The 23,804-nt window shown below is 43.1% G+C and carries 28 protein-coding genes; 4 read left to right on the forward strand and 24 right to left on the reverse strand.

The window, feature by feature from the left end; genetic code table 11:
- Nucleotides 1-175: 175 nt before the first annotated feature.
- From FO440_RS19925 to FO440_RS19940, 5 genes are all read right to left on the reverse strand, one after another.
- Nucleotides 176-388 (reverse strand): hypothetical protein, encoded by a 213-nt coding sequence (locus FO440_RS19925; protein WP_144250056.1) that lies wholly within the window; start codon nt 386-388, stop codon nt 176-178.
- A 44-nt stretch (nt 389-432) separates the two neighbouring features.
- Entirely contained in the window at nt 433-1,698 is a 1,266-nt protein-coding gene (locus tag FO440_RS19930; protein ID WP_144250057.1) for a metallophosphoesterase, read from the reverse strand.
- A gap of 112 nt (nt 1,699-1,810) precedes the next feature.
- Nucleotides 1,811-1,978 (reverse strand): hypothetical protein, encoded by a 168-nt coding sequence (locus FO440_RS24550; RefSeq protein WP_186292728.1) that lies wholly within the window; start codon nt 1,976-1,978, stop codon nt 1,811-1,813.
- Between the two features lie 51 nt (nt 1,979-2,029).
- Complete coding sequence (locus FO440_RS19935; RefSeq protein ID WP_144250058.1) at nt 2,030-2,668, reverse strand: Pr6Pr family membrane protein; 639 nt, start codon at nt 2,666-2,668, stop codon at nt 2,030-2,032.
- A gap of 1 nt (nt 2,669) precedes the next feature.
- On the reverse strand, nt 2,670-3,008 hold the full coding sequence (locus tag FO440_RS19940; RefSeq protein WP_144250059.1) for an MmcQ/YjbR family DNA-binding protein: 339 nt from the start codon (nt 3,006-3,008) through the stop codon (nt 2,670-2,672).
- Nucleotides 3,009-3,106: 98 nt separating this feature from the next.
- Between FO440_RS19940 and FO440_RS19945 the strand changes: the two genes are divergently transcribed.
- Entirely contained in the window at nt 3,107-3,880 is a 774-nt protein-coding gene (locus FO440_RS19945) for an enoyl-CoA hydratase/isomerase family protein (protein WP_144250060.1), read from the forward strand.
- A gap of 38 nt (nt 3,881-3,918) precedes the next feature.
- On the opposite strand, the gene FO440_RS19950 is transcribed toward FO440_RS19945, so the two are convergent.
- The 7 genes from FO440_RS19950 to FO440_RS19980 all read right to left on the reverse strand — a co-directional run bounded on the left by FO440_RS19950 (nt 3,919) and on the right by FO440_RS19980 (nt 8,895).
- Entirely contained in the window at nt 3,919-4,194 is a 276-nt protein-coding gene (locus tag FO440_RS19950) for a hypothetical protein (RefSeq protein ID WP_144250061.1), read from the reverse strand.
- 233 nt (nt 4,195-4,427) lie between these two features.
- Nucleotides 4,428-4,625 (reverse strand): hypothetical protein, encoded by a 198-nt coding sequence (locus FO440_RS19955; protein ID WP_144250062.1) that lies wholly within the window; start codon nt 4,623-4,625, stop codon nt 4,428-4,430.
- 243 nt (nt 4,626-4,868) lie between these two features.
- Entirely contained in the window at nt 4,869-5,708 is an 840-nt protein-coding gene (locus FO440_RS19960; RefSeq protein ID WP_144250063.1) for an endonuclease/exonuclease/phosphatase family protein, read from the reverse strand.
- Between the two features lie 278 nt (nt 5,709-5,986).
- On the reverse strand, nt 5,987-6,280 hold the full coding sequence (locus FO440_RS19965) for a chaperone modulator CbpM (RefSeq protein ID WP_144250064.1): 294 nt from the start codon (nt 6,278-6,280) through the stop codon (nt 5,987-5,989).
- Nucleotides 6,281-6,297: 17 nt separating this feature from the next.
- Nucleotides 6,298-7,191, reverse strand: a complete 894-nt coding sequence (locus FO440_RS19970; protein ID WP_144250065.1) for a DnaJ C-terminal domain-containing protein — start codon at nt 7,189-7,191, stop codon at nt 6,298-6,300.
- A gap of 190 nt (nt 7,192-7,381) precedes the next feature.
- The gene (locus FO440_RS19975) at nt 7,382-7,603 is read right to left on the reverse strand and encodes a PspC domain-containing protein (RefSeq protein ID WP_144250066.1); all 222 of its coding nucleotides are present in this window, start codon (nt 7,601-7,603) and stop codon (nt 7,382-7,384) included.
- A gap of 5 nt (nt 7,604-7,608) precedes the next feature.
- Nucleotides 7,609-8,895: a DUF2851 family protein gene (locus FO440_RS19980; protein WP_144250067.1), complete on the reverse strand. Its 1,287-nt coding sequence runs from the start codon at nt 8,893-8,895 to the stop codon at nt 7,609-7,611.
- A gap of 175 nt (nt 8,896-9,070) precedes the next feature.
- On the opposite strand from FO440_RS19980, the gene FO440_RS19985 reads away from it, so the two are divergent.
- Entirely contained in the window at nt 9,071-10,354 is a 1,284-nt protein-coding gene (locus tag FO440_RS19985) for an MFS transporter (RefSeq protein WP_144250068.1), read from the forward strand.
- A 234-nt stretch (nt 10,355-10,588) separates the two neighbouring features.
- Here the strand turns inward: FO440_RS19985 and FO440_RS19990 are convergent, their stop codons facing one another.
- From FO440_RS19990 to FO440_RS20015, 6 genes are all read right to left on the reverse strand, one after another.
- On the reverse strand, nt 10,589-11,290 hold the full coding sequence (locus FO440_RS19990; protein ID WP_144250069.1) for a DUF1345 domain-containing protein: 702 nt from the start codon (nt 11,288-11,290) through the stop codon (nt 10,589-10,591).
- Between the two features lie 81 nt (nt 11,291-11,371).
- Nucleotides 11,372-11,572: a YwbE family protein gene (locus tag FO440_RS19995; RefSeq protein WP_144250070.1), complete on the reverse strand. Its 201-nt coding sequence runs from the start codon at nt 11,570-11,572 to the stop codon at nt 11,372-11,374.
- Between the two features lie 4 nt (nt 11,573-11,576).
- Entirely contained in the window at nt 11,577-12,911 is a 1,335-nt protein-coding gene (gene argH, locus FO440_RS20000) for an argininosuccinate lyase (protein WP_144250071.1), read from the reverse strand.
- 60 nt (nt 12,912-12,971) lie between these two features.
- Nucleotides 12,972-15,101 (reverse strand): hypothetical protein, encoded by a 2,130-nt coding sequence (locus FO440_RS20005; protein WP_144250072.1) that lies wholly within the window; start codon nt 15,099-15,101, stop codon nt 12,972-12,974.
- A 171-nt stretch (nt 15,102-15,272) separates the two neighbouring features.
- Nucleotides 15,273-16,337: a M20 family metallo-hydrolase gene (locus FO440_RS20010; RefSeq protein ID WP_144250073.1), complete on the reverse strand. Its 1,065-nt coding sequence runs from the start codon at nt 16,335-16,337 to the stop codon at nt 15,273-15,275.
- Between the two features lie 164 nt (nt 16,338-16,501).
- A complete protein-coding gene (locus FO440_RS20015; RefSeq protein WP_144250074.1) occupies nt 16,502-17,419 on the reverse strand; it encodes a DUF72 domain-containing protein in 918 nt (305 codons plus the stop codon).
- 98 nt (nt 17,420-17,517) lie between these two features.
- Between FO440_RS20015 and FO440_RS20020 the strand changes: the two genes are divergently transcribed.
- Complete coding sequence (locus tag FO440_RS20020; protein WP_144250075.1) at nt 17,518-18,465, forward strand: bifunctional helix-turn-helix transcriptional regulator/GNAT family N-acetyltransferase; 948 nt, start codon at nt 17,518-17,520, stop codon at nt 18,463-18,465.
- Nucleotides 18,466-18,563: 98 nt separating this feature from the next.
- Here the strand turns inward: FO440_RS20020 and FO440_RS20025 are convergent, their stop codons facing one another.
- The 3 genes from FO440_RS20025 to FO440_RS20035 form a co-directional block, all read right to left on the reverse strand.
- Nucleotides 18,564-19,328, reverse strand: a complete 765-nt coding sequence (locus FO440_RS20025) for an SDR family oxidoreductase (RefSeq protein ID WP_144250076.1) — start codon at nt 19,326-19,328, stop codon at nt 18,564-18,566.
- Nucleotides 19,329-19,420: 92 nt separating this feature from the next.
- Nucleotides 19,421-19,816 carry a helix-turn-helix domain-containing protein gene (locus tag FO440_RS20030; RefSeq protein WP_144250077.1) on the reverse strand — a complete coding sequence of 132 codons (396 nt, stop codon included), beginning with the start codon at nt 19,814-19,816 and terminating at the stop codon, nt 19,421-19,423.
- Between the two features lie 12 nt (nt 19,817-19,828).
- Nucleotides 19,829-21,448, reverse strand: a complete 1,620-nt coding sequence (locus FO440_RS20035) for an amidase (protein WP_144250078.1) — start codon at nt 21,446-21,448, stop codon at nt 19,829-19,831.
- A 166-nt stretch (nt 21,449-21,614) separates the two neighbouring features.
- On the opposite strand from FO440_RS20035, the gene FO440_RS20040 reads away from it, so the two are divergent.
- Complete coding sequence (locus FO440_RS20040) at nt 21,615-22,037, forward strand: hypothetical protein (protein ID WP_144250079.1); 423 nt, start codon at nt 21,615-21,617, stop codon at nt 22,035-22,037.
- 2 nt (nt 22,038-22,039) lie between these two features.
- Here the strand turns inward: FO440_RS20040 and FO440_RS20045 are convergent, their stop codons facing one another.
- The 3 genes from FO440_RS20045 to FO440_RS20055 form a co-directional block, all read right to left on the reverse strand.
- A complete protein-coding gene (locus FO440_RS20045) occupies nt 22,040-22,459 on the reverse strand; it encodes a BLUF domain-containing protein (RefSeq protein WP_144250080.1) in 420 nt (139 codons plus the stop codon).
- Between the two features lie 94 nt (nt 22,460-22,553).
- Nucleotides 22,554-23,315 (reverse strand): MBL fold metallo-hydrolase, encoded by a 762-nt coding sequence (locus FO440_RS20050; protein ID WP_144250081.1) that lies wholly within the window; start codon nt 23,313-23,315, stop codon nt 22,554-22,556.
- The gene (locus tag FO440_RS20055; protein WP_144250082.1) at nt 23,312-23,584 is read right to left on the reverse strand and encodes a hypothetical protein; all 273 of its coding nucleotides are present in this window, start codon (nt 23,582-23,584) and stop codon (nt 23,312-23,314) included. Before FO440_RS20055 ends, FO440_RS20050 begins: the two co-directional genes overlap by 4 nt.
- Between the last annotated feature and the right edge of the window lie 220 nt (nt 23,585-23,804).

A 23,804-nucleotide genomic window follows, 5' to 3' on the forward strand; every position in this document is an offset into this window, starting at 1 on the left:
TTTTAACATTAAATGATCATCAAAATATCATTTGCCGCAAAGATGATAAAATTACTTTAAGGTTTATAACCTATTAAAAACCTTTGTTGAAACTTTAAGCAGGTGTGTAAAAAAGAAACGGATACCTCAGAAAAAAGATATCCGTTTCATGAAACAGCGAGTGAAAATTATGTTGTCAGATCCTGATGATCCTGGTTTCCTTTTTTTGCGCTTCTTCTTTATGAGGCGCCAGCATTGGTAATAATTTTATAATGCTTATCAATGTGCCGCCAATCAGTGCTATAGCCTTAAAACCAAAATGTACAAAAGGTTTCATTACTTCCCAGTTATGTTTCCAGGTGCCTGCACGGTTTTGTGTGGTGTTATATTTTACTGGGTGATTTGCCATGGTTTTGTTTATTTAAACAAAACAAGCTATAATCGGGCCAATTATTAGGCTACTTTCTTTTTGAGAGTTATTACCGTAATTTCCGGCCAGATGCCTAACCTGCCCGAGAAAGCCAGGAAACCAAAGCCGCGGTTTACGTACAGGTAGCGGTCCTGCTCATTAGCCAAGCCGGCCCAGTCGAGATAGCGGTATTGCACCGGGCTCCACCTGAAACCCGCTGTTTCAACCCCAAATTGCGCACCATGGGTATGGCCCGAAAGTGTTAAATGGATATTCGCCGGGTTATGACGCACCTGCTCTTCCCAGTGAGTAGGATCATGCGATAACAATATTTTGAAAGCTTTGGGATCGACACCTTTAAGCGCCTTGTCAAGATCGCCCACCTTAATAAACCCACGCCCCCAGTTTTGTACGCCTATCAACGAGATCTTCTGGCCGTTCTTTTCCAGCTCCAGGTTTTCATCCAACAGCAAACGGTAACCCAGATCTTTATGGTGTTGCTTTAGCTTATCCAGATTTGCGGCTTTTTCAGCCTCGCTGTCCCATTGTATGTAATCGCCATAGTCGTGGTTGCCCAGGATAGAGAACTGCCCGTATGGCGCACGTAGCTTGCTGAAATTGGGAATAAACTTTTCTATCTCCCAGGCAGCATTATTTACCAGGTCGCCGGTAAAGACAAACAGGTCGCTTTTTTGTGATTGCGCCAAGTCTATACCGCGTTGCATGGCATCCACATTGTCAAAACTGCCTGAATGGATGTCTGATAGCTGTGTAATGGTAAACCCGTCAAAAGCATCGGGCAGATCGGTATAATATATGGTTTGGCGGTGCACTTTGTAATCATACTTACCCCTGAACATGGCATAGAAAAAGCCGAAGAAAGGAAAGGCCGCTATCAACACCGCCAGCTCGCTGATAAACTTGCGCCGCGACGGAAAGTAACCCTGGCTAACAGAATCCTTATGCTTATTTATCGCGTTAACTATCCCGACTGCCCCGCGGCCCAGATCGCCCAGTAACAGTACCAATACAAAAAACAGCTTGGTAATAAAAAAGGTAAGAAACAGGCTCAACATCCACTCGTGGAAAGGTGTCATTCCCTTGGCGGTACTAAAACTGCCAAACCCTATCAGGAAAAGTGCTGTAACGCCAATAGATATAATGAGATAGCCGTATATAACGGCCCACCGCGCGCGTTGCGATTGCCAGTCGTTGGTCAATGTTTTAAGGCCGGCAAAAACGTACCAGTCAAATAATAACGTTATGCCTGCAATTACCAGAAAAATAGTCAGGAAGCCGCCTCTGTGCATTTATGATTGAATTAAAATTGCAATTTATAAAAGGAAAGATAATTGGTAAGTAAAAATTTAGGCCCTATATCAAATGCAAAACCCCGTTAAATTTAACAGGGTTTTGTAATGATTAGTGATTATCGTAGTGGTGATCGTCGTGATGGTCATCATGGTGATCATTATGCCAGTTTGGATCATTCCTGTGCATCCGGCGTTCGCGGTACTCAACTGAGCAACTTGAAAGAGCTACCGAGGTAAATAATAACAGGGTAACCAGTTTTATTACATGCTTTTTCATGGTATCTGAGATTTATATACCATATATTATAAAGACCGTGCCAAACCGCAATTATGTTTGTTTTTTAGAAAGCCGGCTTATACCGATATATATCAGCCCGATAGCCAAAAACGTCAATAGTAAAAAGAAAAAGTTAACCGCTATTTGCCCGAGGTTAAGCTTTGTGCCGTCAATAAAACTATATGGATAATACCCTGTGATAACCCCGCGGGCAATAATGAAGATAAAATAGATAAGCGGATATATCAGCCAGCTAAACGCCTTGCTCCATGCTAACTTACCTTTGTCGACAAATATCAGCCAGAATAAAACAAAGAGGGGCGGGCTTAGGGTATGCAATATCTCATCGCAGAATTTGAATAACCCGTGTTGCGTGTGTTGCCTGCGCAGTACAATTTGGTACACTAAACATACAATGGTAATGTACAGTGTCAAGGCGCTTAATACGGATAGCTTTGAAAAAAAACTTCCCCATTTTGATGCCGGCCAAAGCAGTAATACGGTAAGCGCCAATGCTATCAGCAGGTTGTTTTGTATGGTAAAGTAACTTAGTAATTGTACAATAGCCCCGCCAAAAGTTCGGCCCTGCGACATATATTTTTCTGTGGAGATATAAAATTGAACACATAAGCCAATCCAGGTCATTATTGCCAGTATGGCCATGTAAATAGCTTTGGTGTTATTTTTCATATTATTTCTTTGGCGATCTTTTCTTGGGCTTGTCCATTACCGCTTGCCAGCCCTGAGTGATGGCGTCCTGCAGCATGTCTTCGCGCATTTTATTTAACTCAAATAATGTGCAGCCCTGCAGGCCCCATTTGTTGGGTACAGGATAAATAATGGCCGGATCAAAAGCGCAAAATACCGACTGGTCGATAAGCGAAAGCTTTACCATCATCCGCTCATCTGTTACCCACAAAGTTGCAAAAGTGCGGCCGTTAGCCCTGAAGGCGGGGCGGCCAACGTGGTCATACTCTTCCGTCCCCGGCAGGGATAAAGCAAATTGTCTGGCGGTTTCTATGGTTACCATATAATTGATTACCAGCTAAATTATTAAATTATACCATTTAAAATTGCAGGTAAGTTAAATACTTCTGATATTGTTTAAATCTACATAATACCAATACTATGCCCGATAACCAGGACGGAAATATAAGCCTTACGTACTCAGACGCAGGAGTTGCCACCATCAGTTTTTACCACCCGGCCCAAAACTCGTTGCCTGCTGTGTTGCTGGATGCTTTGGCGAAAAAGATCGATCAGGCGGGCCAAAATAGCCAAACCAGGGTTATCATTTTAAAAAGTGAAGGCGACCGTACCTTTTGCGCCGGCGCCAGTTTTGATGAGTTATTACAGATCAAAGATAAAGAGGCTGGCAAAACGTTTTTTTCAGGATTTGCCCGGGTGATCAATGCCTGCCGCAAATCGCCAAAAATTATTATTGCCCGCGTGCAAGGCAAGGCTGTAGGTGGGGGAGTCGGGCTTGCTGCTGCCGTCGATTATTGCCTGGCTACGGGGACGGCATCTATAAAGCTGAGCGAACTGGCGATCGGTATCGGCCCGTTTGTGATCTCACCGGCGGTAACGCGCAAAATAGGCTTAGCCGCGTTTTCGCAGCTGACCATCCGTACGACAGATTTTCAAACCGCGCAATGGGCGAAAGAAAAAGGCTTGTATAACGAGGTTTATAACACCGCCACCGAAATGGACGAAGCACTTGACGCACTATCGCAAAAACTGGCCGCTTATCACCAGGATGCGCTGACCGGCTTGAAGCAAATATTGTGGGAAGGCACAGCTAACTGGGATGAGCTTTTAGAAGAGCGTGCAGCCTTAAGCGGTGAACTTGTTCTGTCAGAATTTACGCAGCAGGCCTTGCAGGATTTTTTGAATAAGAAATAATTAAACAAGAAACCCCGCAATTGCGGGGTTTCTTGTTTTTAATGCCTGTAATATCTTGGATGATAGTAAGCATGGCGATAATATGGTCTGCCATAATATCCACGGTGATAATAAACCGGGCGATAAGCCGGCCTAACGATTACATGCCTGTAAACTACCGGGCGTTCGTAATATACTTCGTGATATACCGGTGGTGGGGCTACGTACACCGGCGGCGGTGTACCAATGCTTACACCAATATGTACCTGTGCGCTTGCAGCCTGGAAACCGCAGGCTAATATGAGTGTTGCTATTGCTAATTTTATAGTTTTCATAATCATAATATTTAATAACCTGTTTTGTTATTGCTGATAATAAGACAATAGCCATGCCACAGGGTTTAACTATTTTGCAGATTATGATGTAATTGATTGATAATTAGCTTTAAAAAATAATAGTGAGGATTTGCGGTTTATTGATGGAAAAGTGTGTAATAACAAATACATAAAGCATGATTTCTGTAAATAATATGCCACAAAAAAGCCCCGCATAGCGGGGCTTTTTCTTATTAGTAATGTCTTCTAACTATTACCTCTCTGTGATGGTGCCTATAGTAATTGTGCCTGTATGGGCGGTGTGCCACGATCACCTCGCGGTGAACAGGGTGGTGTACAACTACTACTCTGCGTGGCGGCGGAGGCGGTGTACCAATGTGAACACCTACTCTTACTTGTGCGTGTGCTGCCTGGAATGTAAAGGCTAACATTAATGCTGCTATTGTCAGTTTTAAAGCTTTCATGATAATTATATATAAACAGTTTTATTGTTGCTGTTCATGTAATTAAGACAATAGCCGTGCCAGTAGGTTTAATAGAGTGCGGATTTGCCGGGTATTGCTATTATTAATAGCGCATAATTGCAAGCATTATAGGTAGTTAGCAATTGTAACGAATATGATAGACTTACCAAGCCTTTAAGACTTGGTAAATCTGTTTAAATAAATGTCTGCTTAATGCTCCATTATTGCCACCACCGGGTAATGATCTGAAGGCAGCCTGCCGTTGAACGAGTTGGTTAATATGGCATAGCGTTTAACGTTAAAATCTTTGGTCACAAAAATATGGTCTATCCGGCTGTCGGTTTTGGTATTGATGTCAAAAGCATTAAATGAACCATTGGTGGCCAGCTTTACCGGGGCAAGGTGATAACAATCCTGCAAAACGCCGGTGCTTAGTACTTCTTTATAACTCTCATTATACTGGTCAACGTTAAAATCGCCGGTGAAAATGGTGGCGCTGTTGCCGGCCATTTCTTTTATTTTCTTCAACACCAGTGTCGCGCTTTGTTTACGGGCTACAACGCCTATGTGGTCCATGTGCAGATTAAAAAAGTAAAATTTGAAGCCCGTTTTTATTTCTTCAAACTGGGCCCAGGTACAAATACGTGGCAATACTGCATCCCAACCCTTGTTTGGCCGGTCTGTGATGGTCGACAGCCAGAAATTACCCTGTTTTAAGATCTTAAACCGTGATGTTTTATAAAAAATAGCCGAATGCTCACCGGCTTCTTTGCCGTCGTCGCGGCCTATGCCTATCCATTTGTATCCCGGCAGGCTATCGGCCAGGTTATTCAGCATGTGGAAAAGCCCTTCCTGGGTGCCAAAGATATCCAGGTCATTAAACTTAACTATTTTAGCAATCACCGGGTAACGTAAACGCCAGCCGTTGCCTTTAACAGAGTCTTCCTGGTTATCATACCGCAGGTTATAAGTGGCTATGTTAAATTGCTGTCCATAACTTTTGGCGCTTAATATAAAGCACGCAATGGCGATGTAAATAATTTTTTTCATAGATCTATTTTGGTGCGATAAATATATAAAAACCTTATTTATTATCTGTTTGATGACGAAAGGCTTAATAAAGAGATAATGTAGATAAGTCGAAATTTAAGTTTTGGTGACGCAATTTCCGATAGCTATCGGAATGATATTGTTACATTTTGTTTTACCGATTTTTATCAAAATGCTAATTTTAAGAGCACTAACTCAAAATCTTGTTTCACATGTTTCATCTGTTACACACTCGCGTGAAACAAGCGCCCTCAATTGCTTTCCCAAAATGTATTGGTTCAATCCCCGTGCGATTTAAGCTCATTTTTTAACAGGCGCATTTCTTCCTGGATATCTTCCATGCGTTTTAATAAATGCGTAATGGCTTCAATACCTGCAACGTTAATATCAAGCTCATTATGCAGCCTGATCATACGTTCAAGTTTATATACATCGTCGTCGGCAATGTATGGGGTTTCGTTAACAACGGTAATTTGTATCAGACCTGCTTCCTGCAGGTCGGCAATGAAAGAGCTTTCTAATTGATGATAAATGCAGAAATCGGTTGCTGTTATTAAATGCTTTGTGCTCATAACAATTTAATTTATGCTCATGACCGGGCCAGTTCTTCAAATAGTTTCTTTTGTTTATCGGTAAGGTTTACAGGTAATTGCAAGTCGTAGGTGATATACAAATCGCCAAACTCGCCATCTTTTTTGTACACCGGCAAACCCTTGCCTTTAAGTTTAACCTTGGTGCCATTCTGGGTTTCGGGCTTTACCTTCACTTTTACCTTGCCGTTTAAAGTATCGGCAGTAATTTCGCCGCCTAATATGGCGGTGTAAATGTCAAGCTTGGCATTGCTGTAAAGATCGGCGCCTTTTCTTTTAAACTTAGGGTCGTCGGCTACAAAAATTTTAATGTAAAGATCGCCGGCCGGCCCGTTATTACCGCCTGCGCCACCATGGCCTTTAATTTTTATGGATTGCCCGTTCTCAACCCCCGCGGGTATAGTAATGCGGATGTTCTTTCCGTTTACGGCAAGCGTTTGTTTATGAGTTTCGCCGGCCTCTTTTAAATTAAGGTGTAGTTCGGTACTGTAATCCTGACCGCGGTACCTGGCCTGACGCGCCTGGCCGGCTGCGCCGCCAAACATCGACCTGAAAAAATCAGAAAAATCACTGCCGCCGTCAAATCCTTCAAAATCAAACGACTGCCCGCCACCCCCATAGCTGCGCTGACGACCTTGCTGCTGGCGAGCCTGCTCATAAGCCTCGCCATGCTGCCAGTTCTCGCCATATTGATCGTACTTTTTACGCTTTTCAGGGTCGCTTAAAACCTCGTTAGCCTCATTCAGCTGCTGGAACTTTTTCTTTGCTTCCTCGTCGTTAGGGTTAAGATCCGGGTGATATTTACGGGCAAGTTTACGATAGGCAGCTTTAATATCTTTTTCGGTAGCTGTTTTGGTAACGCCTAAAATCTGGTAGTAATCAATAAATGCCATGGTAATATGCTTGTAACGACGTTGTAAGTACGTTTATAATAAACTTCAAAAATAAGAGATTGGTTTTAATTTAAAGATATACGGGCTGTCATTTCGATACGAGGAACGAGTGAGAAACCTTATACAAGCGATCAGTTGTATTACGTTTAAAATTTCTCGCGATGCTAAAGGAAATGACAGTTACTAAATTCTAAAAATCCGAAGCCCGGGTGCGGCAGCGTTTAATGTAGTTACGCAGATCAAGTACTATACCCGCAAAAAAGTAAACTATCAGCGGGAAACCTACCGAAAGGAATGAGGTGTAGATAAAGAAAAGCCTGATCTTTGAAATAGAAATATTAAAGCGCTCGCCTAAGTAGGTGCAAACCCCGAAAGAGTACCGTTCAAAAAAGGTGAGCAATCTTTGTAGCATATTTTTCAGGCTAACTTTAGTATCTTATTACCAACGCTGCATTGCAGGCATTTCTTATAATTACAATAATAGTTTTTTAATTCCAATAATGCCTGCGTTTCAAACGCTGAATTTGCTTTTACGCCCAGGTCATTAAAATCAGCAATGATATTATTGTGTTCGCCGGGCAAGTTCTCCAGTAATTTTAAGCTGCGGTCAATAAAATACTGCTGCTGGTTGTACTTGCCATAACTAAACAAAAATAAGGCTAAAGTGTTTAATAACAAAAGATCGGCAGATGCAGGACCCATGTTTTTCGACGTGGGTTTTGAGGGCTTATCAAACTGGTAATGTTCGTCCCAATAAGCGTTTACCTTAATATCTGTAAACAGCTTTTGCAGGCTTTTAACATCTTTAATGTCCAATATTTTTGAAAATAGGTGATTTGAGTTTACCACCAATGCCGCAAACTGCGCCAGCCTCACTGTAGGGAAATTTAAAGGGCGCATCCGCATAAACTTCCACAGGTGGTTATCAATTGGTGTAAGGCTAAACTTCTTTCTTAAAAACTCGTATTCGGTTTTTAATTTCTTCGGATATTCATCTGTAAAGTCGCCGCTTAAAAACCCTGCTTGGCCAAATATCAGCGTCTCAATTTGCAACGGGTTGTTTTTATGCTTGGCGAGGATATTTTGCGGCAATGATTTTGCCATCAGCTCAAAAGGTACAGCGTTTGTTTTAAACCCGAAGTTGGCAGCCAAAAACTGGTAAAAGGTTTCTTCCCAATCGCCGCGGTTAACTTCGAGCGCGGCGATCACGGCGGTCGACTTCTTTTCTAACCGCTCTATCAATATGCGGGTAAACCAGGTTCGTAAGGTAAAATCATCCAGCTTGCCAATGCTTGCTTCGCAGGGGATAACTGTTTGGTTACCATAAATTAGTTTATGATAGCGGTTATACAGTTCATCCGGGATACGTTCCTTTAGCTCGAGCGTAGGGATGTGGCGGCCGTTTGCTAATGTAACAGGCTCGTCGTCGCGGTAAACCACGTGCAGGATCACGTTGTTGTAAGCCTTGTCGTTGGTATGGTTATGCTTTGCCCAGTCGGACGATAAAAGGTGCAACTCTACGTTGCCTGCCCAGGTGGTATCGCCAATTTTTATGCGGGCGTTACCAAAGTCAGGCCCCGAATCGGTATTGTGCATCCCGGCCGATTGGATCTCAATATTTTCACCGCCGGTAGTTTGCAAATTGTCCCTGTCAAACAGGCGGAACTTCCAGATATAATGCAAAAAGTCTTCGGTAAAAAGCATGAATAAAGATATAAAAAATGTTCATTTCGATTTCAGGAAAGAGTGAGAAATCTTGTACATAGAGAAATGTAGTCTACCTGTATCTGTATAGATTTCTCCCGTTGGTCGAAATGACATTTTTATTTAATCACATTCTGCTATATTTAAAAATCCTATAAAACATAAACAACCAATTATGCATCAACAAAATACCACCCACCGCATCAAATCCATCATAGGTGGCTCGTTAGGCAATTTGGTTGAGTGGTATGACTGGTACGTATACACTGCTTTTTCACTTTATTTTTCTGCAGCGTTTTTTCCTAAAAGCAGCGAGGTGGTGCAGTTGCTCAATACCTCAGGCATATTTGCTATAGGGTTTTTAATGCGGCCAATTGGTGGCTGGTTATTTGGTACCTATGCCGACAGGAACGGACGTAAAACCGCGCTTACCTTATCGGTAACGCTAATGAGCGTAGGCTCATTGCTTATTGCCATTATCCCGGGTTACAAGCAGATAGGCATTGCCGCCCCGGTTATTTTATTACTGGCCCGCATGATACAGGGACTAAGCGTAGGCGGCGAGTATGGTACAAGCGCTACTTATTTAAGCGAAATAGCTACGCAAAAACACCGCGGGTTTTATTCAAGCTTTCAGTATGTAACCCTTATTGCCGGGCAGTTGATAGCCCTGGGCGTATTGATATTACTGCAACGTGTTTTTTTAACCGAAGCACAATTACACTCCTGGGGCTGGCGAATACCGTTTGGGGTGGGAGCAGTATTAGCCGTTACGGTAATGTACCTGCGGCGTAGTTTGCAGGAGTCGGTAACGGTAGCCCAGGACGAAAAAGCACGTTCGTCGCGCGGTACGTTAAAAGCATTGGCACAACACCCCAAGGCGGTATTAACAGTATTTGGCTTAACGTTAGGCGGCACGGTGGCATTTTATACTTTCACAACCTATATGCAAAAGTTTTTGGTGATCACATCCGGGTTTTCAAAAGCTACGGCGACGCTTTTGTCGACACTAACTTTAATTGTATTTATGTTGCTGCAACCGTTATTCGGTTTACTGTCAGACAAGATCGGCCGCAAACCATTGCTCATCGGTTTTGGTATCTGCGGCTCGCTGGCTACCGTACCCATACTTGTACTGTTGGGTAATACAAAAGATGTGTGGACGGCTTTCGGACTGATCATGTGCGCATTGATCATTGTAAGCGGCTATACTTCCATAAACGCAGTAGTAAAGGCCGAATTGTTCCCGGCCAATGTGCGCGCTTTAGGCGTAGGTTTCCCGTACGGTGTAGCAGTATCTTTATTTGGCGGCACAGCCGAACCACTGGCCCTATCCTTTAAAAGTGCCGGCCACCAGGAATGGTTTTACTGGTATGTTACCGGTTGCATTTTGGTATCGCTCATTATTTATGCAACGATGAGAGATACAAGGAAACACTCAAAGATAGAGGCCTCTTAAAGTTTTGAATAAGGTGATTCACACTTAGTGATTCACTCCTTTAAAAAGGATCAAAGATGACTGTTTTTGAGTTGTTTGATTATCAATAAGATAAATAGATTTAAACTATAAAAAACCTGACTTTTAGTGGTGATTCAAAGTGATTCACTCAATTTGTTAAGTTGTTTATTTACAATAAATTGAGTTAAAAAGGTGATTCATATTATAAATTGAATCACTTGCACGTTCAAAACGCTATATCATACTCGACACGATATTGATGCTCAAAGCAACGATAGCGGTGTTGAATGCAAACGATATGAGCCCGTGCATCCATGCCAGGCGGCGAATATGCCTGTCAGAGATCTCGACGTCTGATACCTGGAAAGTCATACCGATCACAAACGAGAAGTACACAAAGTCAAGGTAATCAGGTTCCTTTTCTTCGGGGAATTCAAGGCCGCCTACGGGTGTTTTCTGGCCATCGTCGGTATCGGTATCATAATACATATGCGCGTAGCGCATGGTAAACAGCGTATGCACCAGCCACCACGATACGATAACCGATGTCATGGCAAGCACGATATGCCCCGACACGTCAGCCTCGGGCAAACCTTTTGATGATTTGAGTAAAAAGAGTATGGCACCCAGGCTGATCACCGATGCCGCTATAACAAACAGGAATATCAATAAACGGCTCGAATCTTGAAGTTTGGCTATTTTGCGGATCTCACGCGGGTGGGCATTCAGTATGATGACCCAGTCCATTACAATCACAGCAAGGGCGAACGCCACCCAAGTGATCAATGAAACCGCCGGCCAGGTAAAGTGTGTACGTGCAATCAAAAAAGCTATCAGCGCCACACCAAACGAGATATAAACCCTAAAGTTCGCGTCGAATTTAAAGAAGGCGTTATTGGGTAGTCCGATGATCTTAGGTAATGTTTTCCTGGCCATTTTGGGGTAGTGTCGTTGCTATAAATTTAAAGCATTCAGCTTTATGCATTCTGCTTTTAGCTTAAATAATGGCAATATACGCTATTCCTCTTCAATAATCTCGGCGACGCGGCCTATTTGCCCATCTTCTAATCTCACTTTAATCCCCCGTGAGTGAAACGCCGAACTGGTTAGCAAATCTTTTACAAACCCACGCGTTAACTTGCCGCTGCGCTGGTCTTTTTTCAGGATGATATCAACCTCAAGGCCTGGATAGATGTCTTTTCTGTTTTGTCCGTTCATAGGTCTATTTTACCAACTTAGCTACAGCCCATGCTACCGCATCAAACTTAAAGCTGCCTATTAGTCGGGTCATGTTGTCAACAATAAATTCATTACCCAGGTTACCAATGCTGCCCTCGTGGGTATGGTTGACAGTTTTGTCAGGATTAAACTCGCCTTTTTCAATAGCCAGGCCAACTTGTTTGTAGGCGTCGCGGAAAGGTGTGCCGCTTAACACCATTCGGTTAACTTCTTCCACGCTAAATAGGTAGGCATATTTAGGGTCGTTTAAAATATCCTGGTTTACGGTAATGTTTTGCAACATAAACGTTGCCATATGCAGACAGTTTTTTAATTCTGTAAACGCCGGAAACAACAGTTCTTTTAACAATTGCAGTTCACGGTGATAACCAGATGGCAGGTTGGTGGTCATCATGGCGACATCGTTAGGTAATGCCTGTAAACGGTTGCATTTGCCACGCATAATCTCCCAAACGTCAGGGTTCTTTTTATGCGGCATAATGCTGCTGCCGGTAGTTAGGGTATCCGGGTAACTCACAAACGCGAAGTTTTGGCTCAGGTATAATGCCTGGTCCATTGCCATTTTTGCCAGTGTAGCGGCAATAGATGATAGTGCCTGGGCAATGATACGTTCTGTTTTGCCACGGCCCATTTGCGCGTAAACTACATTATAGTTCAGGCTCTCAAAACCTAACAATTCGGTAGTCATGGTACGGTTTAACGGGAACGAAGAGCCATATCCCGCAGCCGAACCTAATGGGTTTTTATTGGTGATCTTATAAGCAGCCAACACAAGTTCCAAATCGTCGGCAAGGCTTTCGGCATAAGCGCCAAACCATAACCCGAACGATGACGGCATCGCCACCTGTAAATGGGTATAGCCTGGCAATAAAGTGTCTTTATGTTTTTCGCTTAACTCAATAAGCTGGTTAAAAAGCTTTTCTGTTTCTTCAACAACCTGCTGCAACTCATGCCTGAAAAACAGTTTCAGGTCAACCAGAACCTGGTCGTTACGTGAGCGGCCGCTATGGATCTTTTTACCTGCATCGCCTATACGCTGGGTAAGTAGCATTTCAACCTGCGAGTGCACATCTTCTACTCCCGGCTCAATGGTGAAATTACCTTTTTCAATATCGGTATAAATGTTCTTAAGCTCACGTTGCACCAGTTCAAGGTCCCCGGCGCTCATCAAGCCTATGCTTTGCAGCATTTGCGTATGCGCCAACGAACCCAATACATCAAATGCTGCCATTTGTGCATCAAATTCGGTATCTCGGCCAACGGTAAAATTCTCTACCAGTTCATTAACATTTGTGGTTTTTTGCCAAAGCTTGCTCATGCTGCAAATATGAGAAATATTTACTGATGAGACATAACGGATGTATAAGCTTTAGCAAGATTACAAGGCCCGTTTAAGTCCTTCCCATTTTATCACCCATTGACCATCTTTCGGAAAACCGGGAGCGTTGCCGGCAGGCGCGCCATCCCAACCTGCGGCCATCATAGCGACAGCGTATAACAACCCGCCATCGCCGGGAAAATAGGGGAACGGACCGCCGCCGCCTACTAAACCATGCTCTTCCAGGTCAAAGCTTTTATAGTTGAGCAGGTATTCTATCGCTTTATCGCCGTGGCCCAAACGTGCGGCGCACATGGCCAGCATCGGGAAATCCCAGCCCCAGGTACGGTCAAAGCGCCAGGTTTGGCCAACTTTGGTAAATGTTTTTTCCATCGTCGGGATGTCAACACCATCACCGGGCAGTAAGCCGTAAGCCCCTGTCAATGCCGGGTGCTCAAAATTGTATTTGGTCCACATATCGGTTATGTTCTCCCATGATTCATACAGGCCATCTTTTACAGGTAATTTCGAGAGTTTGGCCAATACCTCGGCATATTTTGGGTTAGCAGGCATTTTTAAACGCTCACGCCATTTTTGGGCAAGTTTTAAACCGGTACGCCAATAACTTAATTCGAAAGTAGGATTATAGCAAGTTCTTGGGTTGGCATTTTCTGAAACTACTTGCAAGGGATATCCTAATATATAGCGATCTTGTTCTTTATTATAATAAGGGTACGATGCCATAAAATCGGCAGTTTGAATAACTACATCGCGCCATTTTACTAAGGTTTCTTTTGTTGGATTTGTGCGATAAGCTAATTCCGCAAAGAATATGGGATGCGGTTCCTGCCAGATCAGCAAAGGATTTATTTCATTAGGCCATTCCCAATGCTCATTATCGCCCACGGTTTTGGGCCAGCGCGCGCCCTCGTAGCCTTGCCGTTTAGCTCTTTCCTGCGACGTTTTTAAATTAGACGGATAAACCCGCATAGCTCTGTCCATCAAAGGTAAGCGGCCCCACAAAGCGTAATGCGCGTCGTGCCACCATATCATCTCGAAATGATATTTGCCAAACCAGCCGTTATTTACTAATCCGCTTTCCTGGGGTGGTGTTGAACCTGCTTCATTAACCGCCATAATATATTGCGATAATATTATGCGCCTTTCCAATTCTTTCCATCGCGGGTCTTTACTGGCCGACAGATCAATAGCACCGCCTGTTTGCCAAAAGTTAAGCCAATGGTTTTGGCTGGCTGCTTTAACCTGGGCATAAGTTGGTTGAAGGGTTGTTATTGGTTTTTTTGAAAACGATAATACAATATCTACAGCACTTTTGCCTGTAGGCATTAATTCATAGCGATGCAGTTTGGTGTTTTTTATAGCAGCATTTGTCCATTTTAGCGCTGCGTCGAATTTGGTGTCATCTAAAGTGCGATGAAATATGGCGTTGTTAGATTTAATAACGGCTTGTGTTTGGTGCTTATCCGGACTATTAAAATCAGCGCCATTATCAAACTGACCGTGCGAGGCGTAAGGGAATTCTAAGAAAACGCCCACCTGTCCGTTATTCAAATCCGGGGCTTCTATATGTACCGCTATGCCATCCTGGTTAGGGTTGCCAATAGTGGTTACTTTTATCGCCTTTCCGTCAACTTCAAAAGTGCTGGTTGCAATGCCCGTCCACAGATCCAGCTTTTGAACCGGGTTTTGCAGATCATTTATCGATACTACAGAACCGTCTTTTTTCTTTAATATCAATCCTAAACGGCCAAGATTTATCCGTTGCGGGTTGGATATCATCCAATCAGTTAATGCCGGTTGGTCAGGGTTTTGAATGTCATAGCGCACCATATGGCCCTGGGTATCCCATTCCTGTCCCTTAAAATCGGCAGGTGTCTGGCCATTTGGTTCAGCAAATTTATGCCAGCCCCAATCAGACATAGTATTGGCATTATCTTTACCAAATGTTTGCAAGCCCGTTATATCAAACCCAAAGGCAAAGTGCCCGTTACCAACTTGGGTAGGCCCATTTAAGTTTCTGTCGGTGATATTCAGGTTATGCCTTGTTACTAAAGCCTTGCGGTCTATTTTGCCTGTCGGTTGCGCGCTTGCCATCGATCCTGAAAAGATCAGTAATAAAAACAATGCAGTTATTTTTGCAGTCGGAGGTGTTTGATTTTTTATCGTCATAAATGAGAGATTAGTTAAAGACACAGGGCTTTAACTTTTACAGTAAACTTAACAGGTTTATAAACCACTAACCTAAAAATAAATTAAGGCGTAGCTGTCCTGTACTGTCTTATGCTCACATAAATTATGACTAAAACAATAGAACTAAACTTAAAAGAAAAGGAGTATGATTTACACAATCTGCTCCAGCATCTTCACATATAACTCAATACCTTCGCGGATCTCGTCTACGTAAACAAATTCATCAGCGCTATGTGAGCGTGCCGAATCGCCGGGGCCTACTTTGATGGATTGAATATCTAAAAGCGATTGATCTGATGTGGTAGGGGAGCCATAGGTGGTTCTGCCCAGTGCGATACCAGCCTGAACTATAGGATGCTGCCTATCAATTGATGATGGTTTTAAGCGGATAGAACGCGGAGTTACATCGCAACTAACATGCTGACGGATGATTTCCAGTACCTCTTCATTTCGGTAAGCATCAGTCACCCGTACATCAACCGTAAAAGTACAGCTTGCGGGCACCACATTATGCTGCGAGCCGGCATTGATAATGGTAACCGACATTTTGATAGGCCCGAAAACATCACTCTCTTTAGGGAACTTAAACGTGCGGAACCATTCGATATCCTTCATGGCCTTGTAGATGGCGTTGTCGCCTTCTTCGCGGGCGGCATGGCCGGCTTTGCCGTGGGCGACGCAATCCAATACCATTAATCCGCGTTCGGCAACGGCTAACTGCATCAGGGTAGGTTCGCCCACAATACCAAAATCAAGCTGTCCCAATTCAGGGATGATCAGCTCTAAGCCATTAACGCCAGAGATCTCTTCTTCGGCAGTAGTAGCTAAACAGAAATTATATTTGAGATCGGTCTTATCGTAAAAGTAAAGAAATACCGCTATCAGCGATACCAAACAACCACCTGCATCATTACTGCCCAGTCCATATAGCTTACCCTCTTCTGTAATGGCATCAAACGGATCGCGGGTGTAACCCGAGTTTGGTTTAACCGTATCATGGTGCGAATTAAGCAAAATAGTAGGCTTATCGGCATCAAAATGCTTGTTCCACGCCCAAAGGTTGTTCATTTTACGGTGCGGTGTAATGCCGTGGGTTTTAAGAAAATTTTCGATCAGGTCAGCCGTACGGTCTTCTTCTTTACTGAAGGATGGGATAGAAATAAGTTGCTGCAGAAGCTGTACAGCCTGTTGGTATAGAGTGTTTGTATCGGTCATAGTTTAGTAGATGCGCAACTGTTACGCTTTACGGCACAAAAGTAAGCAATTTTGTTATTGCGAGTAACGAGGCAACCGCCACTTTAAAAATCAATCACCAACACTCACCACGATTGCCGCGTCTCGCTCACAACGGTTGTAAGACGTTGCAGAGCGGCAATGGTTTAACCAAATAATCCTTTATCCCTGTCAATAAATTTAGGCCGGTGCAGATTAAGCCCGAGTTTTTGATTTAATTGCTCTGATACATAGTCTGCCAGTTCGGGCGAATAACGCTCATCATGCTGGTGCATAAAGAACCAAACGCTTTGCAGGCCCATATCGCGCCATTGTTTTATGCGGTCAACCCATTCGTCAACCCGCAGGTAATCTGTTTTATCAAGGCTGTTGCCTACAAAGCGAATAAAAGCATGCGGTGTGGGTAAGTTCATGTGTACACAATCGCGCCTGCCTGATGCATCTGTTATCACTGCACCTATATTTAACTCTTTAAACAGGTTGAACACGGTTTGGCGTACCTCATCATTAGCATACCACTCTTTATGGCGCAGTTCTACAAAAACCGGGATATCTTTTGGTAATTGCTCCAGGTATGCTTTTAACTCAGGATAACTTTTTGGCGTGAAATTGTCGCTTAGCTGCAAAAACAGGGGGCCCAGTTTATCGCCGAAGGCCATGATGCCCTCATAAAAGGTAGTAGTTATTTCTTCGGCGTTTTTAAGCCGGCGGATATGGCTAATGCTTTGCGAGAACTTAGGGCAAAACTTAAAACCCGGACTTTCCGCAGCTTTATCCTTCCATTTACCAATGGTTGATGCAGGGTAGAGGTTGTAAAACGTTGCGTTAAGCTCAATGCAATCAAAATGCTTAACATATTCGTCTAAAAAGTTGGCATCCTTGGTTTTTGGCGGATAGATCTTACCCACCCATTCTTTACGTCCCCACTTGGCGCAGCCTACATGCACCTGTAAAGGCGAGCCGTTTTTTGCGGCGCTTAACGTCTTAACGGTCAATTCCGGATCGGGCGGTAGGGTAAAGTCTATCGTTGCTAATTCTTCGGGGGTAACGCGGCCAAATTCCATGTTGTAAATGTTTGCGGCAAGTTAAAATTTACGCGTGATGTTTGGATAAAATAATTTATAATTACATTTGCGTAAGTACTTACGCAAATAATAACACAATGAATTTTTATAATCAAATTGGCAAAATGGCTTTAGGCTCAAGGCTTCGCGCTTTAAGCAACAACATAACTAACGATGCGGCGGACATTTATAAATTATATGATATTGAAATGCAACCTCGCTGGTTCCCGGTGTTTTATGTTTTATCAAAAACAGACGAAAGCTCCATCACCGCTATAGCTAAAGAGATTGGGCAGACACACCCGTCTGTTAGCCAAGTAGTGCGCGAGATGGTTAAGCACGGATTTGCCATAGAAAAAAAGAGTAAAGAAGATCAGCGTAAAAATTATGTAGCGTTATCGGCAAAGGGCAAAGATGCCGCGGTTAAGATCCAGGCGCAATACCAGGATGTTGAGGCTGCCATAGATGGCGCGTTTAAAGAAAGCCAGTATGATCTATGGAAAGCTATTGAAGAGTGGGAATATTTATTGGAACAAAAAAGCCTTTTTAAGCGTGTGCAGGATGAACGCAAAAAGCGCGAAAGTGGAAATGTAACCATTATTGATTATTCGCCGGAATATCAGTCGGCTTTCAGGGAATTAAATGTAGAGTGGATAAGCCAATACTTCTCCATGGAAGAAAGCGATTACAAAGCGCTTGATCACCCTAACGAATATATTATAGACAAAGGTGGATACATCTTCATCGCCCTGTATGAAGGCGATGCCTTGGGCACCTGCGCCCTGATCAAGATGGATGATCATAAATACGAGCTGGCTAAGATGGCAGTATCGCCAAAGGCACAAGGTAAAAATATAGGTACTTTACTGGGCCAGGCAGCTATAGCTAAATGCAAAGCCTTGGGTGCCGATACCATTTACCTTGAAAGTAATACCATACTTAAACCGGCAATAAATTTATACCGCAAGCTGGGTTTCGAAAAAATAACCGGCACACCATCGCCTTATGCAAGGTGCAATATCCAGATGGAATTGAAAATTGTATAAAATAAAATAATGTAGAGACACAATACTTTGTGTCTCCTTTAATAACGCCGCATAAAAAAAGAGGCACAAAGTATTGTGCCTCTACAATTTGGTGGGGGTTACAAAAACATACCGCCTGATGCTTCGATACGTTGCGCGTTGATCCAGCGGGCATCTTCGGTACATAAAAATGCTATTACGCCGCCAATATCATCAGGCACGCCTACACGGCCAAGTGAGGTAATGCTGTTCATGTAATCATGCAATTGCGGGTGCTGCTCGAAAGCGCGTTTGGTGAAATCTGTTTCTATGATACCCGGCGCAACCGTATTTGCCGCAATCTTTCTTGCACCAAGCTCTTTAGCCAGGTATTTGGTGAATACTTCTATAGCGCCTTTCATTGATGCGTAAGCCGCGTAACCCGGCGTAGCAAATCGGGTAAGCCCGGTTGAGATATTGATGATACGGCCGCCATCAGCAATAAGTGGTAGACTTTTTTGAGTTAAAAAGTAAACACCTTTAAAGTGGATATTAAAGAGGTTATCAAAATCCTCCTCAGTGGTTTGTGCGAATGGTGAGGCCGCGTCAATACCGGCGTTGTTTACCAAAAAGTCAAATTGATCTTTGCCGAATTTATCTTTCAGCGTAGCTGATAATTGCGTTATAAATCCGTCAAATGATTTGGTGATGCCGGTATCCAGTTGCAGTGCCGCCGCTTTAACGCCGGTTGCTTCAATTTCGGCAACTACGGCCTCTGCTTCTTCTTTTTTACTGCGATAGGTAATTATTACATCAAAACCTTTTGCGGCAATTTTATATGCCGCGTTTTTGCCAAGGCCCCTGCTGCCGCCGGTAACCAATGCTATTTTATTTTTCTGTTCCATTTTTCTTTATGATTGATGGTACAAAGTTGCAGCCCATCAGCCCATAAATTATGGTTAACAGTTCAGATAAAATGGTGACAGTTTCAGTATTTTTAATGTGCGTATGCCTGCATCAGCATATGCTCGCGGTATTGTTTGGGTGTTACACCCTCAAACCTTTTAAAAAATTTGGTAAAGTTTGACGGGTCGAAAGTAAGTTTAAACGCTATTTGCGCTATCGACTGGTCGTTATCCTTCAGCATATCTCGTGCAATAACCATTATCTTTTCTTCAAAGAAAAAGCAGGGTGCTTTGCCGGTAGTTAGTTTAATGGTGTTGCTTAAATGGGTAGGGTGGATGTGTAAAATTTCGGCAAAATCCCGTATCTCAAACATATCAGGCAGATCGTTCTTTAACAGATCGTCCAGGTGCTTGTCAATTTCCTTCAAAAAATCAGCAGTTATTTCATGCTGACGCGCAAGGATCTTTTTTGGTATGGGTGCTGCCATTGCAAAACAAATTTAAGACAATAAATCTACCTTAAACTTTGGTGGGGTTCTTTTTTTTGATGCCTGCTCATAAGCGTAGGCCAGTTTGATTAATTCAGGCTCGCTGAAAGCTGTGCCGAAGAACGACAGGCCCATCGGTAATTCGTTCCAGGCACCCATAGGTACCGTAATGTGCGGGTAACCTGCCATCGCCGCAGGCGAAGAGAATGAAAAACCGTTATCGTAGTCGCCGTTAACCAGGTCAATGCAAATAGCAAAACCATTGGTTGGGCCTATAATGGCATCCAGTTTGTTTTTTTGCAGGATGTTATTGATAGCGGCGCGTGTGCCTGTATGCGATAGCTGCAAGGCGTCCGTATATTCTTTACTGGAAAGGCTGCCTTTTTGCTGGGCCTGATCCATGATCTCCTGCTTAAAATAAGGCATTGCTTTACCGGCATTCTTCCTGTTAAAGTCTATCACATCCTGTAATGACTTTACCTTGGCGTTGCTGTCACTTAGGTATTTATTCAGGCCGTCTTTAAATTCATAAAGCAGCACGGTAAACTCGGCCTTGCCGGCATCTTTCAGGTCTTTTAAAAGTTCTATTTCTATAACTTCGGCACCCTGGCTTTTTAAGGTTTCAATAGCGGCTTTCAGCAGAGCCTGCATTTCTTCATTGCCTTTAAAAGCATCTTTTTCAACACCGAGGCGCTTGCCTTTTAAGCCGTTTTTGTCAAGAAATAGTGTGTAATCTTTTTGTGCCTTGTCTTTACCGGCCAGCGTGTAGGTATCCTGCGCGTCAACACCCGTAAGGGCGCCTAATAATATTGCCGCGTCTTTAACCGTGCGTGCCATAGGCCCGGCGGTATCCTGTGTAGCAGAAATTGGTATAATGCCCGATCTGCTTAATAAACCGATGGTAGGCTTTATACCCACCAAACCATTAACCGACGATGGCGAAACCACCGACCCATCCGTTTCCGTTCCGATAGCGACTGCACAAAGATTAGCTGATGCCGCCGCGCCCGACCCTGCGCTTGACCCGCTGGGATTCCTGTCTAAAATGTAAGGCCCTTTGGTTTGCCCGCCGCGACTGCTCCATCCGCTCGTTGAGTGTGTCGACCTGAAATTGGCCCACTCGCTTAAATTGGTCTTACCCAAAATAACCGCGCCTGCCTTGCGTAGCTGGCGTATAATGAATGCATCCTGCTTGGCGAAATTGTCTGCCAGGGCTAATGAGCCGGCAGTGGTATGCATATTGTCGCCGGTATTAATGTTGTCTTTTATCAAAACAGGTATGCCATGCATAGGGCCACGCACCTTTCCGTTTTTACGCTCTTTATCCATGGCAAAGGCCATGTTCATGGCATCTTTATTTACCTCGATAACCGCGTTTAATTTAGGACCTGCTTTATCAATTGCCGCTATTCGGTCAAGATATAATTGTGTGATGGATTGCGATGTATATTCGCCGCTTTTCATTTTCTGTTGAAGCGTATCAATAGTTACTTCGTTTAAGGCAAAGTCATCTTTTGCATTTTCGGTACTTTCATTTTTGTCTGCCGGCAATTTGTTGCATGATGTCGCGGCAGTGACAGATAAAGCCAAACCGGCTATCGACCCGGTTTTGATGAAATTTCGCCTTTGCATAATTAATGAGTTAGGTACTAAAATTAATAAAAAATGTTTCTGTTTTAGGTATAATTTCACCATATTGCTATTGCCGTTAAACCTTTCGCAACAAACACAGTTTAATATAAAATTGCAGGGGTTATTTATGGCATTAGGGTACACCAGGTTTTCTTTTTTAATATGGATGTTACCCCTAGTATTGTTAAGCGCCTGCAATAGCCATAAAAAAGTTTACACCAGCAATTGCGACCAAAATATTGTTTTTATACACGTTGACTACGCCCACCTGATGGATAGCTTGAAATACTACGATCAGAAATATGTGGAAGTATCGGGCCGTTACACATCTGGCAAAGAGCAATCTGCTTTGTTTAGCGATAGCCTTTATATCATACAACCTGCAAAAGCTTTTTGGGTAAATTTCAGCACCGACTGCCCGCTGTATCTATCAGGCACACATATTGGTTTTTTTGACTTAGACGAAGGTGGTTTTACCAAGATCAACGACAAAAAAATTAAGATCCGAGGTAAAATAGACCTGCATAACCACGGCTATCAAAAGCAATACAAGGGTTGTATTGATCACGTAAGCTTTATTGAGCTTTGATGTTAAGCCAGGATATTGTTGTTTTCTGCAAAGATTTTTAGAACGTTTATAGCCGGATATTCTTCATTTAACTTTGAAGGCCCTGTTTTTGAATCATTCATATAACCTTCCATTTTTTCTACAAAATCTTTGTTTGCTAATGAATAGGCCATGTCCAGCCCCGGGAATGTCCTGGTATCATGTTCACCTTCAACTATAACTACTACTTTTTTGTGGCGGGTATCTGCTGCAATTCTTTTAAAGGTTTCTGCAACGTCTGTTTTGCTTCCTTCTATTATTTGCATGAAAATGCCATCTGAATATAAAAGCAGACCAGTCACGTTATTTGCAGCATTATTTTTTCTGCCTGGAATAACAATGTCATTGAGTTCATCTTCGGTAAATAGCTTGGTTGCTAAACTTATAAATATTAAATAATGCATTTCACAGGATTTTACAACTGAACGGCAAAGCTAACAATACGTTGTTTAAGAGCCTACACCCAATTGGAGTATTGGCAAATAATGCAGCGGGTAATTAAATAGTTAACTGCAGGCCATCGTAAGCCAATTTAATGCCCGGCGGCAGTTCGGCAGCTACATCTGCATGTTTGCCCAGGCGATGGCTGATGTGGGTAAAATAGGTGGTTTCTGCACCAATCTCCCGCGCGAACGCGATGGCCTCATCCAATGTAAAGTGCGAGATATGGTTTTCTTTTTGCAGCGCGTTGATCACCAGGATCTTTGATCCCAGTATTTTTTGTTTTTCGGTATCTGATATGGTCTTCGCATCGGTTACATAAGTAAAATCATTTATGCGATAACCCAGTACCGGCAGTTTATAATGCAATACTTCGATTGGGATAAAATGGATGCTGCCGATATCAAATGGTTCAAGATCTATAGGATGAATATTCACCTGTGGTATGCCCGGATATTTGAACTCGGCAAATACATAAGGAAACTCGCGCATCAGCGCTGCCTGAACCCGCGAATCGGCGTAGATATTCATGGGCTGCTGTTGCTTAAAATTAAAAGCCCGGATATCGTCCATGCCGGCAATATGGTCTTTATGCTCATGGGTATAAACAACGGCGTCTAAATGCTGTACGTCGGCACGCAGCATCTGGTACCTGAAATCGGGCCCGGTATCAATTACAACTGTTTTATCATCGGCCTCGATAAGGATGGAAGATCGTAACCTTTTGTCGTGTTTGTCCACAGATTTACAAACCGCGCAATTGCACGCAATAACAGGTACACCCTGCGAGGTTCCGGTGCCAAGGAAGGTGACTGTCACAGTTGTAATTTGGTTTGTTTAAGTTGTTGTAAAAAGGTAATCTGTTTATCATCAAGCAGGTTATGGTCTATCTCAAGCTCGCGTATCAGTTCGGCCAGCGACAGGATCTTGCTCTCTAAATTTGAGAAACGGTTAACTACAATAATTTTGCTATTTAACAGCATGCATGCCCCGGTTTTAAAGTTACCTTTTTCATAACGCACCTTGTAGCCTGCTGTTTTAAGCAGTATCTCCAGTTTTTCAAGCGTATGCGTAGTAAGCGTTAACATTAACCAAAAGTAAGCATAATGCAGAAAGGAAAAAGGGTTAAGGTTAAAATAGGAGTAAGGAAGTCGCTTTTAAAACACGAGGCTCCGATGGAAGTCTTAATAATAGAAGTCTTAATATTTACTGTTGATGATAGCTATAAACAGGCAGTTCCTCCGTAGTTGTAATATTTCTTTGCGGGTTAGAACGACAATTGAAGACGTCTCTAAATATTAATTTTAC

Source organism: Mucilaginibacter corticis, from assembly GCF_007558865.1.
Classification (GTDB): Bacteria; Bacteroidota; Bacteroidia; order Sphingobacteriales; family Sphingobacteriaceae; genus Mucilaginibacter; species Mucilaginibacter corticis.

Excerpts from the sequence above, each read along its gene's own strand:
- argH (WP_144250071.1), bottom strand. The coding sequence starts at position 12,911 with ATGAGCAAGCTTTGGCAAAAAACCACAAATGTTAATGAACTGGTAGAG.
- FO440_RS19935 (WP_144250058.1), bottom strand. The coding sequence starts at position 2,668 with ATGAAAAATAACACCAAAGCTATTTACATGGCCATACTGGCAATAATG.
- FO440_RS19950 (WP_144250061.1), bottom strand. The coding sequence starts at position 4,194 with ATGAAAACTATAAAATTAGCAATAGCAACACTCATATTAGCCTGCGGT.
- FO440_RS19975 (WP_144250066.1), bottom strand. The coding sequence starts at position 7,603 with ATGCTACAAAGATTGCTCACCTTTTTTGAACGGTACTCTTTCGGGGTT.
- FO440_RS19985 (WP_144250068.1), top strand. The coding sequence starts at position 9,071 with ATGCATCAACAAAATACCACCCACCGCATCAAATCCATCATAGGTGGC.
- FO440_RS19980 (WP_144250067.1), bottom strand. The coding sequence starts at position 8,895 with ATGCTTTTTACCGAAGACTTTTTGCATTATATCTGGAAGTTCCGCCTG.
- FO440_RS20045 (WP_144250080.1), bottom strand. The coding sequence starts at position 22,459 with ATGCATTATTTAATATTTATAAGTTTAGCAACCAAGCTATTTACCGAA.
- FO440_RS20015 (WP_144250074.1), bottom strand. The coding sequence starts at position 17,419 with ATGGAATTTGGCCGCGTTACCCCCGAAGAATTAGCAACGATAGACTTT.
- FO440_RS20040 (WP_144250079.1), top strand. The coding sequence starts at position 21,615 with ATGTTACCCCTAGTATTGTTAAGCGCCTGCAATAGCCATAAAAAAGTT.
- FO440_RS19955 (WP_144250062.1), bottom strand. The coding sequence starts at position 4,625 with ATGTTAGCCTTTACATTCCAGGCAGCACACGCACAAGTAAGAGTAGGT.
- FO440_RS19925 (WP_144250056.1), bottom strand. The coding sequence starts at position 388 with ATGGCAAATCACCCAGTAAAATATAACACCACACAAAACCGTGCAGGC.
- FO440_RS20010 (WP_144250073.1), bottom strand. The coding sequence starts at position 16,337 with ATGACCGATACAAACACTCTATACCAACAGGCTGTACAGCTTCTGCAG.
- FO440_RS19990 (WP_144250069.1), bottom strand. The coding sequence starts at position 11,290 with ATGGCCAGGAAAACATTACCTAAGATCATCGGACTACCCAATAACGCC.
- FO440_RS19930 (WP_144250057.1), bottom strand. The coding sequence starts at position 1,698 with ATGCACAGAGGCGGCTTCCTGACTATTTTTCTGGTAATTGCAGGCATA.
- FO440_RS20025 (WP_144250076.1), bottom strand. The coding sequence starts at position 19,328 with ATGGAACAGAAAAATAAAATAGCATTGGTTACCGGCGGCAGCAGGGGC.
- FO440_RS20035 (WP_144250078.1), bottom strand. The coding sequence starts at position 21,448 with ATGCAAAGGCGAAATTTCATCAAAACCGGGTCGATAGCCGGTTTGGCT.
- FO440_RS24550 (WP_186292728.1), bottom strand. The coding sequence starts at position 1,978 with ATGAAAAAGCATGTAATAAAACTGGTTACCCTGTTATTATTTACCTCG.
- FO440_RS19945 (WP_144250060.1), top strand. The coding sequence starts at position 3,107 with ATGCCCGATAACCAGGACGGAAATATAAGCCTTACGTACTCAGACGCA.
- FO440_RS20005 (WP_144250072.1), bottom strand. The coding sequence starts at position 15,101 with ATGACGATAAAAAATCAAACACCTCCGACTGCAAAAATAACTGCATTG.
- FO440_RS20055 (WP_144250082.1), bottom strand. The coding sequence starts at position 23,584 with ATGTTAACGCTTACTACGCATACGCTTGAAAAACTGGAGATACTGCTT.
- FO440_RS19965 (WP_144250064.1), bottom strand. The coding sequence starts at position 6,280 with ATGAGCACAAAGCATTTAATAACAGCAACCGATTTCTGCATTTATCAT.
- FO440_RS20030 (WP_144250077.1), bottom strand. The coding sequence starts at position 19,816 with ATGGCAGCACCCATACCAAAAAAGATCCTTGCGCGTCAGCATGAAATA.
- FO440_RS19970 (WP_144250065.1), bottom strand. The coding sequence starts at position 7,191 with ATGGCATTTATTGATTACTACCAGATTTTAGGCGTTACCAAAACAGCT.
- FO440_RS19960 (WP_144250063.1), bottom strand. The coding sequence starts at position 5,708 with ATGAAAAAAATTATTTACATCGCCATTGCGTGCTTTATATTAAGCGCC.
- FO440_RS19995 (WP_144250070.1), bottom strand. The coding sequence starts at position 11,572 with ATGAACGGACAAAACAGAAAAGACATCTATCCAGGCCTTGAGGTTGAT.
- FO440_RS20020 (WP_144250075.1), top strand. The coding sequence starts at position 17,518 with ATGAATTTTTATAATCAAATTGGCAAAATGGCTTTAGGCTCAAGGCTT.
- FO440_RS19940 (WP_144250059.1), bottom strand. The coding sequence starts at position 3,008 with ATGGTAACCATAGAAACCGCCAGACAATTTGCTTTATCCCTGCCGGGG.